15 protein-coding genes are annotated in these 13,823 nt (G+C 68.7%); 10 read left to right on the forward strand and 5 right to left on the reverse strand.

The annotated features are described in order from the left end of the window. Positions 1–8 precede the first annotated feature (8 nt). The 5 genes from ASG12_RS01350 (at position 9) to ASG12_RS01370 (ending at position 4,388) form a co-directional block, all read left to right on the forward strand. Positions 9–1,232, forward strand: coding sequence for an MFS transporter (locus ASG12_RS01350; RefSeq protein ID WP_055784357.1), 1,224 nt, complete (start codon positions 9–11; stop codon positions 1,230–1,232). Between the two features lie 49 nt (positions 1,233–1,281). After that, the gene (locus ASG12_RS01355; protein WP_055784359.1) at positions 1,282–2,697 is read left to right on the forward strand and encodes an FAD-dependent oxidoreductase; all 1,416 of its coding nucleotides are present in this window, start codon (positions 1,282–1,284) and stop codon (positions 2,695–2,697) included. 9 nt (positions 2,698–2,706) lie between these two features. After that, positions 2,707–3,591, forward strand: coding sequence for an SAM-dependent methyltransferase (locus ASG12_RS01360; protein WP_055784361.1), 885 nt, complete (start codon positions 2,707–2,709; stop codon positions 3,589–3,591). Positions 3,592–3,657: 66 nt separating this feature from the next. Continuing rightward, positions 3,658–4,068 (forward strand): ribonuclease domain-containing protein, encoded by a 411-nt coding sequence (locus ASG12_RS01365; protein WP_082501550.1) that lies wholly within the window; start codon positions 3,658–3,660, stop codon positions 4,066–4,068. Next, a complete protein-coding gene (locus ASG12_RS01370; RefSeq protein ID WP_055784365.1) occupies positions 4,065–4,388 on the forward strand; it encodes a barstar family protein in 324 nt (107 codons plus the stop codon). The genes ASG12_RS01365 and ASG12_RS01370 overlap by 4 nt, the downstream gene beginning before the upstream one ends. Before the next feature lie 24 nt (positions 4,389–4,412). On the opposite strand, the gene ASG12_RS01375 is transcribed toward ASG12_RS01370, so the two are convergent. The 4 genes from ASG12_RS01375 to ASG12_RS01390 all read right to left on the reverse strand — a co-directional run bounded on the left by ASG12_RS01375 (position 4,413) and on the right by ASG12_RS01390 (position 8,624). Next, entirely contained in the window at positions 4,413–5,924 is a 1,512-nt protein-coding gene (locus ASG12_RS01375) for an ATP-dependent DNA ligase (RefSeq protein WP_055787384.1), read from the reverse strand. A 35-nt stretch (positions 5,925–5,959) separates the two neighbouring features. Further along, positions 5,960–7,003 (reverse strand): GGDEF domain-containing protein, encoded by a 1,044-nt coding sequence (locus ASG12_RS01380; RefSeq protein ID WP_055784367.1) that lies wholly within the window; start codon positions 7,001–7,003, stop codon positions 5,960–5,962. A gap of 134 nt (positions 7,004–7,137) precedes the next feature. Then, on the reverse strand, positions 7,138–7,572 hold the full coding sequence (locus ASG12_RS01385; protein WP_055784369.1) for an SRPBCC family protein: 435 nt from the start codon (positions 7,570–7,572) through the stop codon (positions 7,138–7,140). Between the two features lie 59 nt (positions 7,573–7,631). Beyond that, positions 7,632–8,624 carry a TauD/TfdA dioxygenase family protein gene (locus ASG12_RS01390; protein WP_156378001.1) on the reverse strand — a complete coding sequence of 331 codons (993 nt, stop codon included), beginning with the start codon at positions 8,622–8,624 and terminating at the stop codon, positions 7,632–7,634. A 329-nt stretch (positions 8,625–8,953) separates the two neighbouring features. Here ASG12_RS01390 and ASG12_RS01395 point away from each other — a divergent pair, with 329 nt between their 5' ends. From ASG12_RS01395 to ASG12_RS01410, 4 genes are read left to right on the forward strand one after another with little or no spacing between them, the layout of a single operon-like run. Beyond that, complete coding sequence (locus ASG12_RS01395; RefSeq protein ID WP_045820911.1) at positions 8,954–9,604, forward strand: ABC transporter permease; 651 nt, start codon at positions 8,954–8,956, stop codon at positions 9,602–9,604. Beyond that, positions 9,597–10,799 carry an ABC transporter ATP-binding protein gene (locus ASG12_RS01400; protein WP_443089067.1) on the forward strand — a complete coding sequence of 401 codons (1,203 nt, stop codon included), beginning with the start codon at positions 9,597–9,599 and terminating at the stop codon, positions 10,797–10,799. The genes ASG12_RS01395 and ASG12_RS01400 overlap by 8 nt, the downstream gene beginning before the upstream one ends. Then, a complete protein-coding gene (locus ASG12_RS01405; RefSeq protein ID WP_055784372.1) occupies positions 10,796–11,566 on the forward strand; it encodes an ABC transporter permease in 771 nt (256 codons plus the stop codon). The genes ASG12_RS01400 and ASG12_RS01405 overlap by 4 nt, the downstream gene beginning before the upstream one ends. Then, entirely contained in the window at positions 11,563–12,546 is a 984-nt protein-coding gene (locus tag ASG12_RS01410) for a glycine betaine ABC transporter substrate-binding protein (RefSeq protein WP_055784374.1), read from the forward strand. The genes ASG12_RS01405 and ASG12_RS01410 overlap by 4 nt, the downstream gene beginning before the upstream one ends. On the opposite strand, the gene ASG12_RS01415 is transcribed toward ASG12_RS01410, so the two are convergent. Next, a complete protein-coding gene (locus tag ASG12_RS01415; RefSeq protein WP_082501739.1) occupies positions 12,486–13,127 on the reverse strand; it encodes a nitroreductase/quinone reductase family protein in 642 nt (213 codons plus the stop codon). The genes ASG12_RS01410 and ASG12_RS01415 overlap by 61 nt on opposite strands. 107 nt (positions 13,128–13,234) lie before the next feature. Here ASG12_RS01415 and ASG12_RS01420 point away from each other — a divergent pair, with 107 nt between their 5' ends. Beyond that, complete coding sequence (locus ASG12_RS01420; RefSeq protein ID WP_055784377.1) at positions 13,235–13,813, forward strand: TetR/AcrR family transcriptional regulator; 579 nt, start codon at positions 13,235–13,237, stop codon at positions 13,811–13,813. Positions 13,814–13,823 lie beyond the last annotated feature (10 nt).

The raw sequence follows: 13,823 nt of genomic DNA on the forward strand, positions 1-13,823 counted from the left end.
TCGGCGGCGTGATCCTTCGTGTCCCGACGCCGGCGAGCACCGGCACCGCCCTCCTCGTCCCGACCGATCGCGACCATCGACGCGCGATGGTCGCGTTGTTCAGCGCCGGCGTCGGGGTGTTCCTGCTCCTCTACGTCACCCAGGGACTGTTGCCGCAGTTGGCATCCGGCCTCCACGTCAGTCCGGTGATCGCGAGCCTCACGATCTCGGCCACCACCGCCGGTGTGGCGATCGGCCTGATCCCGATGAGCAGCCTCTCGGAGATCGTGGGCCGCGTACCGGTGATGACCGGGTCGATCGTGACGTCGTCGGTGATCGGCGTCCTGCTCCCACTGTGTACCGACGCGTGGTGGCTGATCGGTCTGCGAGCACTGCAGGGACTCGCGCTGGCGGGTCTGCCCGCCACCGCCATGGCCTACCTCGCCGATCGCATCGATCCGCGCCATACGACGGCCGCCATCGGGATCTATCTGTCGGGCAACAGTATCGGCGGCCTGGGGTCGCGCTTCATCTCCGGTCTCGTGGCCGAGGCGGCCGGATGGCGTGTCGCCCTCGGGGTGCTCGGGGTCCTGTCGATGCTCTGCGCCGTCGTGTTCCGTGTCCTCATCCCCGGTGACGGTCCACGGCGATCGGCCCCCTTGACCCCACGCCAACTCGTCGGGACACTCGGCCGCCATCTGCGCAACCCGCTCCTTCTCCGGCTCTACCTGCTGGGGGCACTGTTCATGGTGGTGTTCGGCGCCGTCTACACCGTTCTCGGATTCCGGCTGGAGGCATCACCTTTCGGGCTGAGTGAGGGCGCCGTCGGCGCCTTCTTCCTGATCTACCTGGTCGGCACGGTCACCAGCCCGCGCGTGGGGCGGGTCGCGGGGTCCATCGGCGTCGATCGCACCCTCCTCGCCGGTGCCGCTCTGGCTGCGATCGGGACGCTGGTGACGCTGACCGACTCCCTCGCCGCCATCGCGGTCGGACTCGTGATCGTGACCGCGGGCTTCTTCACCGGCCACGTGGTCGCGTCGGCGAGTGCCAGTTCGTCGGTGACCACGGCACGCGCCCAGGCCTCGGCGCTCTACCTGACCGTCTACTACGTCGCCAACAGCGTCGGGGCCACGGTCGCGACAGCGACCTTCCACAGCCACGGCTGGAACGGCGTCGTCATCCTGTGCGTCGCGTGCATGGGCGCCGCCGCGCTCGTCGCCGCCACCCTGCCCCGCAGCATCAGACCCCGATGACCCACCACCCGTCGATTGCGCACCACCCGTCGAGGACCGAGGAGAAGAGATGGACGACGTCGATGTGATCGTGATCGGTTGTGGCGCAGCGGGACTCTCCGCCGCGACCAGCGTTCTCGAACAGCGCACCGGCACCAGGGTGCTCGTCCTCGAGCGCTCGAGCGTGGAGAGTCGGGGAGGGAACACGGCCTGGACATCGTCGTTCTTCCGCACCACCGAGCACGGCGACCCGTCGGTCGACTTCACCGATCGGATGCACGCGCTGAGCGAGGGCCGCACCCCCGCCGACCACATCACCGCACTGGCCGCGGGATGCCGCGAGACGATCGACTGGCTCGCGACCGGCCACGGCATCCGTTTCGTCACCGACTCCACCTACTTCCTCACCTCCCGGGGACCGCGACTGATGCCGCAGGGCGGAGGGGCGACGATCGTGAACGCACTCTGCGCGTCGGTCGAGCGCCTCGGCGGCGAGATCCGCTACCGGGCGAAGGTCGTCGACATGACGCGTCACGAGGGCGGATGGACCGTTCTCGTCGACACACCGTCCGGTCCCGAGACGGTGCACGCGACGTCGGTGGTGATCGCGGCGGGCGGCTTCGAGGGGTCACCGGAGATGCGTGAACGACACCTCGGGCCGACCGCGGGGGCACTGCGGACCATCTCCCCCGGCGGTCTCGCGAACGACGGCGGCTGCATCGAGATCGCGATGCGCAACGGCGCCGCGCCCGCGGGACAGTACGACCGGTTCCACGGCGAGCCGACCGACGCGCGCTCGAATCGACCCGAGGCACTGGTGATGGCCTATCCCTATGGGATCGTGGTCGATTCCTTCGGCCGCCGCTTCCTCGACGAGGGTGCCGACACCCCGGACAACACGTTCGAGGAGGTGGCGTACCGGATCTGGCGCGACGCCCACCAGAGCGCCTACCTCATCGCCGACAGTCGGATCCACGACATCCCCGGCATCGCACGCACGGTGCTCAGCGACCGACCGCCCTACACCGCGACGACCCTCGCCGAGCTGGCCGCACGTATCGACGTCGACGCCACGGAACTGGGATGGACCGTGTCGCAGTTCAACTCGGCATGTGTCCCCGGCGAGTTCGATCCGCTCACCTGCGACGGGGTCCACACGCAGGGCCTGCTGCCGCCGAAATCGAACTGGGCTCGACCGCTGACCGAGCCCCCGTTCGTCGCCTGGCCACTGGCGTGTGTCATCACCTTCACCTTCGGTGGTCTCGCCACCGACGCCACCGGTCGCGTTCTCGACGCCGACGGATCGGCGCTGCCCGGGCTCTACGCGATCGGCGAGTGCGCCGGGATCTACTACAACACCTATCCGGGTGCCACCTCGGTGCTGCGTGCTCTCAACGGTGGCCGGCTGCTCGGCCCGGTGATCGCCGCGACCCCGACGCCGACGACCGCCGATCGCGTCCTGACCGGCCAGGGGACACAGGCGTAGCATTTAGCTATGCGTACGAACAAGGACTCCTGGACCATCACCTCCAGCGTGGGGCGCACCGCCCTGCTCGTCGCCCTCGGACGGGCACTGGAGACCCGGCGACCCGACGCGCTGATCAGCGATCGGTTCGCCGAGGCCTTCGTCCGCGCCGCGGGCGACGACTCCCTCACCCCCGAGGCGATCGAGGAGGTCGTCGCCGCCGACCCGGCGGTGGCGGATTCGGTGACGATGCTCCGGGACATGATGGCTGCGCGCACCCTGCGCATCGACACCGCCGTCGCCGACGCGACCGCATCGGGCTGCGCGCAGGCCGTCATCCTCGCCTCCGGTCTCGACGCGCGCGCCCATCGCCTCCCGTGGGCACCCGGGACACCGGTGTTCGAGGTCGATCAGCCTGCGGTCCTGGAGTTCAAGAACGAGGTCCTCGACGGACTCGACGCACAGACCGCCGCTCGTCGGACAACCGTCGCCTGCGACCTGCGTGACGACTGGCTCGGCGCCCTGCGTAACGCAGGCTTCCGTGAGGACATCCCCACGGTGTGGCTCGCCGAGGGACTCCTCCCCTACCTGCGCGCCGAGGATCAGCAGGCCCTGCTGACCACCATCGGATCCGTCGCGCCCTCGGGCAGCGTGCTGATCCTCGACGTCCCTCGTGAACCGTTCGAACCCGACCACGCCGACTTCGACGCCTCGGCCTTCGGCGTCACGATGGACGAGTTGTTCTTCGACATCGGCCAGTTCGCCACACAGGACTGGCTCGACGGACACGGATGGGCGACGAGTTCGGACTCGCTGGTGGCCCTGCTGTCGGAGTACGGCCGTCCCGCCGCCGACGGCTCATCCTGGACCCGTATGGAGCAGTCTCTCGATCTCGTTGTGGCACATCGTCGCTGAGGTATGTCACGTGGTGTTCACCCCAACTCTCAGCGTTCGTCACCGAGGTCGGTCACACTATTGCCCATGCTAACCACTCTCCGTACCGGGACCGTCCGCAGCCGCATCGTGACCGCTGTCGCCGGTCTCGCGACGTGTGCGGCGATCACCGTCGCGACGCCTGCCACCGCCGATGCCGCCATCTCGAACTGCTACCTCGCCAACCTGCCGGTGCAGGCCTCGCAGACGGTGGACCTCATCCACTCCGGCGGTCCGTTCCCGTACCCCAAGAACGACGGGGTCGTGTTCTCCAATCGCGAGGGTGTGCTGCCCTCGCAGTCGTCGAGCTACTACCACGAGTACACGGTGCCGACCCCCGGTGCGTCGACCCGGGGAGCTCGTCGGATCGTCACCGGCGGAACGCCGCTCACCTCCCCGCCGCACTACTACTACACCGGTGACCACTACGGCTCGTTCTGCGAGATAGTGGACGCATGACCGATGCCCCCGCCCGTTCCTCGGACCCGGTGCGCTACGAGATCGACGGCAGCGCGATCACGTCACCCGAGGATTTCTACACCGAGATCGGGCGGGCGGTGAACGGTCCCGGTGGGTACTTCGGCGCAAACCTCGACGCCTTGGCGGACTGTCTCCGTGGGGGTTTCGGCACCCCGGACGATCGGCCGTTCGAATTCGAGTGGAACCACAGCGGTGTCGCCCGAGAGCAGCTGTCGACGCAGATGCGTGGCGACCGATCGGTCTTCGACCACATCATCGAGGTGTTCGCCGACTGCGGCGTACCGCTGCGGCTGACCTGACGACGACGCGCTGACCCCGGGCGCTCAGCCACCCACACGGAGGGCTCGGACGGCGTCGATCGTGTCGGCGTCGGCGGCGTCCTTGTCGGGCCGGTATCGCGACACGCGCGCGAAGCGCAGCGCGACACCACCCGGGTAGCGGCTGCTGGTCTGCACCCCATCGAGCTCGATCTCGACGACGATCTCCGGGTGCAGGTACATCGCGTGGGAATCGCTGTGCGAGCGATGCTTCGGGAACTCCTCGGTCTGCCATCGCAGCAGCTCGTCGGTGAGTCCCTTGAACGTCTTGCCGACCATGATCGGTGGACCGCCGTCGGGGTCGCGGGCGCCGAGGTGCAGATTCGACAGCCAGCCGGCGCGGCGACCGGAGCCCTGTTCCACCCCGATGACGACGAGGTCGAGGGTGTGCTCGGGTTTCACCTTGAGCCAGCTCTTGCCACGACGCCCCGCGGCGTAGGTGGAGTCGAGCGACTTCACCATGGCGCCCTCGTGTCCCGCGGCAATCGCGGCATCGAAATGCGCGCGGGCCTGTTCGGCGGTCGGCCGGACCACCGCTGGGATCCGGTGCTGACCGGCCACGGAATCGAGTGCTGCCCTGCGCTTCTCGAGCGGGGCATCGAGCAGATCCTCACCGTCGAGATGGATGCAGTCGAAGAAGTACGGCGACAGCAGCAGGTCGCCCGCCGCGGATCCGAACCGACTCATCGTCTCCTGGAACGGACGCGGCCGGCCGGAGTCCTCGAGCGCGAGGGTCTCACCGTCGAGCACCACCGAGCGGCACGGCAGGGCACGGACCAACTCGACCAGCTCGGGCACGGCGGAGGTGATGTCCCGCAGCGTGCGGGTGACGATCAGGACTTCGTCGCCGTCGCGATGCACCTGGATGCGCGCGCCGTCGAGCTTGTGCTCGACGACGACGTCGGGACCGAGCGCGGCGTAGGCCGCGTCCATGGACTCTCCGGGTGAGGCGAGCATCGGGCGCACCGGCCGACCCACGGTGAGAGTGAACCGTGCCAATTCCTCCGCGCCCCCCGACAGGGCCGCCGCGGCGGTGACGGCAAGGTCACCCGACAGCATCGCCGCACGCCGGACCGCGCTCTGCTCGACGTCGAACGCGGCCGCGACGGCATCGGTCGCCACACCCTCCAGGGCGCCCTGCCGCAATTCCCCGGTGAGCAACCGGACGAGGAAGTCCTGCTCGGCCGCGGTGGCCGCGCCGAAGAGCCCGGCGAGCAGATCGCGGCGCCGCGCCGTCGAGCCCGCACCGGAGATGGTGGTCAGATCGGTCAGAGCGGTGTCGACATCGAGGACCGACAGCCCTGGCTCCACGGCGGGCTCGGGTCTCGCGGTCGACAACGTGCGCCAACCGACGCCGATCCGTCCCTGCCGGGGGCGACCGGTGAGCCAGGCGACCACCGGCACCACCTCTTCGGTGTCGAGAGAGGCGATGAGTTGGGCCAGCAGGTCGATCTTGGCGCGGCGGCCCGGTACGGCGCCGACCGCCTCCGACGTCTCGATGACCTCGTGGAGTCGCATCATCCAGTTCTACCGGGCGGGTACGACGGGACGGGTCAGAGGGCGAGACGGATCTGGTTGCCGCCGGACTGCTTCGCCTCGTACATGGTGTGGTCGGCGCGTCGTCGTGCGTCGCGCGCAGCCTCCCGCCCCGACCGTGCGGGGTGCGCGGCGACGACCCCGATGCTCATCGTGACCGACGGCGCGTCGGCCCCACCGTCGAACACCGTCGGGATCGTCGTGGCGATCTCGCGCACCGTCGCGGTCGGGCCGGCGACCACCAGGGTGAACTCCTCACCGCCGCTGCGCGACACGAACCCGGCGTCGCCGACGTGTTCGCTGAGTTCATGCGCCACCCGCACCAGTACCTCGTCGCCGACCTCGTGGCCGTGGGCGTCGTTGACCTTCTTGAAACCGTCGATGTCGGCGACCGCGAACGCCACCGACGTCTCGGCGCCGGCGACCCGCTCGATCATCGGTATCGCCTCCTGCCACATGCCGCGCAGGTTGTGTACGCCGGTCAACGAGTCGGTCGCCGCGAGGTCCGAGCGGCGCCGGAAGGTCGACCACGCCAGTTCCATCGTGAAGGTCGGTCCGATCACGACGAGCAGCACGATGATCGTGCGGGCCAGTGTGTAGGCGACTCCCGAACCCTCGGCGAGGGCCCACACCGTGAACCCGACGGTGGCCGCCGTGGCGAACGCGATGTGGGCGACGAGCCAGGCACGCGACAGGAAGAACATGAAGAAGGCACCGGTCACCGCGTAGAGCGCGCAACCGAACAGAGCGTCCACACGGGGCGAGATGGTGAAGATGACCGCGAGGGTCCCGACATCGGCGAACACACCGAACACCCGCGCACCCACGCCGTCGACGAAGACGCGGGTGGTCATCCAGACGGCGCCGGCGAGGACGGCCGCTCCCGCGAGCACCCACACCACGATCCCGACCGCATCGGTCGGGTCCTGATAGAGGCGGGTGACGACACCGAGGACACCGAAGTTCATCGTCGCGAAACCGATGGTGCGGCGCGACACCGCCTCCAGATGCGGCTCGTGCAGGCGCGCGGTCGCCAGTCGAGAACGTCTCGCCGCGGCCATGTACCTCTTCACACCTCATCCGACCCGGGCTCCGAGGACACGCTCGGAGCATTCACGATGGGCACGATCCCACAGATGGGACGTCGAGGTGGCGGTTCACGGACTGTCGTACGGACGACAAGGGAGAACCCGGACTACAGCGCCTCCAGCGCCGACGTCATCGAGCGGACGGTCTCACCGGCGATCTTCTGGAACACCAGCCACATGATCGGCTCGCCCAGCTTCGCCGCGCCGTTGAGCGACACGTTCGCCCGGTAGGTGATCTGGGTGCCGCCGTTCCCCGCGTCCGCCAGCGCCAGATCGTCGCTGCTCGTCGCGGTTTTGTTGACGCCCTCGAACCGCAGGTGGTCGGGGTCGTCGCGCACCAGCGTGTAGTCGAGTTCGGTGGTCACCCCGACCAGCTTCGAGGTGTTGTGCCACACGGTGCCCACCGCGACCGGGCCGGGTGTGGTCTGGACGTTGTCCTGGCTCCCTGGGTCCCACTGCGTCGCATTGGTGAAGTCGCGCAGGTAAGCGGCGACGGCCGCCCGATCCTTGGCGACGGTGAACGTGCGCGATACCTCGACCATGTCAGCTCCTCGTTCGTCTGTGATGGATACGGACGTGGCGCCGATGGTACGGACGCGCGTCAGTCGATCGGCGCGGTGATGCTGCGTTCGCTGGCGGGCACGAACCCCGACACCGGGTGCGGGGTGTCGACCACCGAGTAGGCCGACGCATCGCCGGCGAGCGAGACCGACGGCCGGCCGTCGACACCCACGGGGATGTCGCCGGCGAGTGTCACGCGGTTGACCTTGCGGTAGGCGTCGCCGAAATCGGCCACGCCGTAGTGCTGGGTGGAGCGGTTGTCCCAGATGGCGATGTCGCCGGGTGACCAGTTCCAGCGGAACGTGTTGTCGGGCCGCTCGACCCGTGCCTGCAGCAGCCGCAGGATGTCGGCCGACTCCGAGGTCTTGAGCCCGGCGAAACCGGAGACGAAGTGCCCCAGCGTCAGCGCGCGCTCACCGGTCTCGGGGTGCACCCGCACCACCGGGTGCTCGGTCCGGAAGACCGTCTTGGTGAACTCCGCGCGGTACTCGGGGTCGCTCGAGTCCCCGACGGTGAGGTGCTCGGCGTAGTCGTAGTCGTTGGTGTGGATCGCCCGCAGGTTGTCGGCGAGCACCCGCAACGGCGCGGGCAGGGCCGCGTAGGCGGCGACGGTCGACGCCCACATGGTCGCGCCGCCGTAGCTGGGCTGGACCACCGCACGCAGCACCGACATCTTCGGGATGCGGTCGACGAAGGTGACGTCGGTGTGCCACGAGTTGGCCGCACCCTCCAGCGGCAACAGGTCCTCGCCGCGGGACAGCACCGTCGGGTGCGCCTTCGTCGGCGTGCCGAGCAGACCGGCGAACTCGTACTGCGCGGCGTCGTCGATGTGGTGCTGACCGGTGATGATCACGACCTTGTGCGTCAGCACCGCGCGCCGGATCTCCTCGATCACGCGGGGGTCGAGATCCGGTCGGAGGGTCACGCCGTCGATCCGCGCCCCGAGGTGGTGGCCCAACTTGGTCACCTCGATCGCCGGCCGCGGGCGCGAGGTGATCGGGCCGCTGAGGCGGGAGTGGGTCGGTTCGAGGATCGTGGTCACAGCACAGTGCCTTTCATCGGTAGATCAGGCCGACGCGCCCGCGCCCGACACCGGCGAATCCGACATCAGAGCACGCATCCGCACATGGTCCCACCTGCATGTTCCGTGTGATCGCCGATGGGCGGCAAGGTTTGGCGCATACTGATCCGAACGAGCCACGGCGGGAACACGCTCCGGTACACCCGGTTCGCGAGCCCTCCGGGGCATCCGGTGGCTTCTCGTCAAGACTCGGCGAATCCGGGGCCTTCACGCACGGTCGCGCGATCTCCCATCGCCGCCGCACCCCTTCCGGGGTGGGTAGGAACGAGGCTCGACTCGACGTGAACGACGTGTGGGACTACTTCACCGACCATCGCCGTCAGCTCCTGTTCGACAGCTACCAGCACGTGAGTGCGGTGGTGCAGAGCGTCATCCTGGCCACGCTGATCGCCCTCGCGGTCGCCATCGCCACGTATCGCAACCCGGCGGTCGCCGCGCTGGCGAACTCGGTGTCGTCGGTGATCCTGACGATCCCCTCGTTCGCGCTGCTGGGTCTGCTCATCCCGGTGTTCGGACTCGGGGTGATCCCCAGCATCTTCGCCCTGGTCCTCTATTCGCTCCTGCCCATCGTCCGCAACGCGATCGTCGGGTTGTCGTCGATCGACCCGGCTCTCGTCGACGCCGCCCGCGGCACCGGGATGTCGCGGCTGCAGATGTTGACACGCGTCGAGATGCGGCTCGCCTGGCCTGCCGTGCTCGCTGGGATGCGGGTCAGCTCGCAGATGGCGATGGGCATCCTCGCGATCGCCGCGTACGCGAAGGGTCCCGGCCTGGGCAACCTGATCTTCACCGGACTCGCCCGGGTCGGCAGCCCCACCGCCATTCCCATGGCGCTCACCGCCACGGTTCTCATCGTCGTGCTGGCGCTGCTTCTCGACGCCGTTTACATGATCATCGGACGACTCACGACCTCGAAGGGTCTGCGTGACTGACATGACCACCACCACCAGCAGTACCGGGACATCGACGGGCACACGGGGGTCGGCGGGCGTCGACATCGTGCTCGACCACGTCAGCAAGCGCTACCCCGGGCAGAAGACCGCCGCCGTCGACGACGTGTCGCTCACCGTGAACGCCAGCGAGATCGTGGTGTTCGTCGGGCCCTCGGGCTGTGGCAAGACCACCACGATGCGCATGATCAACCGGCTCATCGAGCCCACGTCGGGATCGATCAGCATCGGCGGCCGTGACGCGCTCTCGATCCCGGCCAACGAACTGCGGCGCTCCATCGGCTACTCCATCCAGCAGGCCGGCCTGTTCCCGCACATGACGATCGCGCAGAACGTCGCGCTGGTCCCGGGACTGCTGAAGTGGGACAAGAAGCGCGTCACCGCGCGCACCGAGGAGATGCTGCACCTCGTGGGCCTCGACCCGGCGGTCTACCTCCATCGATTCCCGCGCCAGCTCTCCGGTGGTCAGCAGCAGCGCGTCGGTGTGGCCCGGGCGCTCGCGGCCGATCCCCCGGTGCTGTTGATGGACGAGCCGTTCGGCGCCGTCGACCCGATCACGCGGGCGTCGTTGCAGGACGAGCTGATCCGGCTGCACGCCGAGATCGGCACCACGATCGTCTTCGTCACCCACGATTTCAGCGAGGCCGTGAAGCTCGGCGACCGTATCGCCGTCCTCGGCGAGGCGTCGTCGATCCAGCAGTACGACACCCCCGAGGCGATCCTGGCCAACCCCGCCACCGAGATGGTGGAGGGGTTCGTGGGCAGCGGCGCCCTTCTCCAGCAGCTCGGTCTGGTGCGGGTGCGTGACGTGGGGCTCGAGCACCGACCCACCGCACACGAGAACGATGCGCCTGCCGAGTTCGCCGCCGCGATCGCCCGCACGCCCGACGACTGGGGCGTCATCCTCGACGACCGCGATCGCCCGGTGCGCTGGGTCCGCGATCACCACCTCCGTTCGGCGAGCTCGCTGCGCGACGTGGGTGTCGCCGCCGACCTCGTCTCGATGTCCTCGACGCTGCAGCAGGCGCTCGAGGCGATCCTCTCCACCGGCTGCGTGTCGGCGATCGTCACCGGCAAGAACGGTCGCTACGAGGGCGTCGTCGTGATCGAGACCCTCATGGCGGCCATCCGCGACATGCGGATCCCCGACGAGGTCGCCGCGACGGACCCCGCATGACCACCACCATCGGCTCCGATGTCGATTCCGAACTCGGCGAGGGCCGCCTGCGCCTGCTGATCCAACCGGTGCTGGTGATCGCGGTCGCCGCGGCGGTGCTGGTCTGGGCGTTCACCCGCGATCTGACGGCCACGCAGAAGGAGACCATCAACGCCTCGTACGTGTCGTCGCTGGTGTGGCAGCACCTCGTCATCAGTGTCGTGGTCGCAGCGATCGTGGTCGCGATCGCGGTGCCGGTGGGCACACTGCTGAGCCGCCCACGCCTGAAGAAGTTGGCTCCCATCGCCGTCGCCATCGCGAACATCGGCCAGGCGACCCCCGCGATCGGGCTGCTGGTGCTGCTGTTCCTGTGGACCGCGACCACCGGTTTCTGGATCGGGGTCATCCCCATCGCCGTCTACTCGCTGCTGCCGGTGCTGGCCAACACGCTGCTGGGCTATGCGAGCGTCGATCCCGCGGTGATCGACGCCGGACGGGGGCAGGGCATGTCGAAGACCGGCATCCTCGTGCGCCTCGAGTTCCCGCTGGCCATCCCCTACATCCTCGCCGGCCTGCGGACCTCGCTCGTGCTCGCTGTCGGCACGGCCACGTTGAGCTTCCTCGTCGACGCCGGCGGCCTCGGCATCCTCATCGACACGGGCTACAAGCTGCGCGACTACGTCGCGCTCGTGGTGGGCTCGGTGCTCGCCGCATGCCTGGCGATGATGGTCGACTGGGTCGGGGCGCTGGCGGAACGCTGGCTCGGGCCGAAGGGGCTGCGAGTATGACGCGCCGCGTGAGAACCGTTGTGCTGCTGGCACTGTCGTCGCTGTTGGTGCTGGCGACGGCCGCGTGCGGTCTGTCCTCGGGCAGTACCCCGCCGTTCACCGTGACGTCGGGATCTATCCAGAAGGTCCCGGCTCTCGACGGCGTGAAGATCACCGTGGGCTCCAAGGAGTTCACCGAGCAGGCCATCCTGGGCTACATCATCGAGTACGCCCTGATGGCCGCCGGCGCCGATGTCCGCGACCTCACGAGCATCGTCGGATCGCGCTCGACACGAGACGCGGAGATCGCGGGGCAGGTCGACGTCACCTACGAGTACACCGGTACCGGATGGATCAACTACCTCGGCAACGAGAAGCCCGTGATCGGCGAACGCGCCCAGTTCGAGGCGGTGCGCGATCAGGATCTCAAGGAGAACAAGCTCGTCTGGACCGCGCCCGCACCGATGAACAACACCTACGCGCTGGCGACCAGCAAGGCCGTCGGTGAGAAGACCGGGGTGAAGACGCTCAGCGACTACGCCGCTCTGGTCAACCGGGACCCGAATGCCGCGCGCTCGTGCCTGGAGACCGAATTCCGTTCGCGCCAGGACGGTTTCCCGGGTATGGCCCGCGCCTACGGGTTCCCACCCACCAAGGTGCCGGTGTCGATCCTGCAGGGCGGCATCATCTATCAGGCGACCGCGGGCGGTACCGAGTGTCCCTTCGGCGAGGTGTTCACCACCGACGGTCGGATCAAGTCACTGGGTCTGCAGCTGCTCACCGACGACAAGCAGTTCTTCCCGAACTACAACGCGGCGATCGTCATGCGCGAGGCGTTCGCGAAGGACCACCCGGACATCGAGAAGGTGATGACCCCGGTCTCGGACAAGCTGACCACCGACACCATCACGAACCTGAACCTCGCGGTCGACGTCAACGGTCAGGAGCCGGCCGTGGTCGCGCGGGACTGGATGATCGCGGAGGGTTTCGTCCGACCCTGAGACACAGAGGGCTTCGTCCGACCCTGAGACACAGGGGGCTTCGTCCGACCCTGATCCTCTGTGATCACGATCGGGTCGATGCGGATGGTGAGCAGTTCCGCGCCGAGGAGGCGGACGTTCATCGCGTTGAACGCACGCAACGGGTTCCGGCCGACGATCTGTCGTTGACGGGCGATGGGGTCGTCGTCGGGGAGCACGGTGCCGACGCCGTCGATCCAGACCTGTCGCCATCCGCGACGGACGCGCACCCGCACGTGGGGTTCGACGATCATGTTGCGCACGTAGTTCGCCCGCATGCCGTGTTCGGCGATCACCCACAGGGTGCCGTCGCGGAAGCCGCTGCCCACCGGGGTGCGTCGACGTCGTCCGCTCGCCCGCCCGGTGGTCTCGAGGATCACCAGTCCGAGCGGGTTGAGGCCGACGGACATGAGGATCCGCACGGTCGGGTTGATCAGGAGTCGTTGCGCGCAGCGGACCGCGACCACCTTGCCGCCGGGCCACACCACGCCCGACACCGCGAGGGCGACGAAGACCGCCGACTGGACCGCGGCCGAGAGCCATCCGCTTCCGGGGTCGATCATCCACGGGATCCACGAGAGGGCCAGCGCGCCGCACACCGCCGTGATCAGTCCTCGAGCTCGCTCAGGCATACATCTGTATAGGTTCATACAGATGTATGTTCCTCGGTATGGCCGAGAAGTCAACCCCTGCCGCCGCGGCATCGATCATCGACGCGACGCTGCGAGTGGTCACCGATCGCGGGCTCGACCGGGTGACGGTCCGCGAGGTCGCCGCCGAGGCGTCGGTGGCGATCGGCACGGTGCAGCACTGGTTCCGCACGAAGGACGATCTGATCGTCGCCGCGTTCACCGCGGTGGTGACCGGCATCCGCGAGCGCGTCGACGCCGTGGAGCTCGGCGACGACGTGCGCGGCGATCTCATCGGCGCCCTCACCCAGCTCCTCCCCCTCGACGACCGGCGCCGCGACGAGGCGCGGGTGCAGCTCGCCTTCGCCGCCCGGGCCGCGGTCTCACCGACGCTGGCGAACCTGCAGCGCGAGGTGCTCGGCGAGGTCCGCGCCTCCCTGACGCAGGCGTTCGTCCGCGCCGGCGTCACCGATCGGCGACGATGCACGGATGCGGCGGCGGCGGTTCTCGCCCTCGTCGACGGTCTGGCCATGCACGCGGTCAGTTCCGGCGAACGCCCACGCGATGTCGATCAGCTCCGCATGGTCACCCTCGTCGTCGACGGTCTGCTGGCCGGCTGAGTTCGCGCTG

This window comes from Williamsia sp. Leaf354 (assembly GCF_001424365.1).
GTDB lineage: Bacteria > Actinomycetota > Actinomycetes > Mycobacteriales > Mycobacteriaceae > Williamsia_A.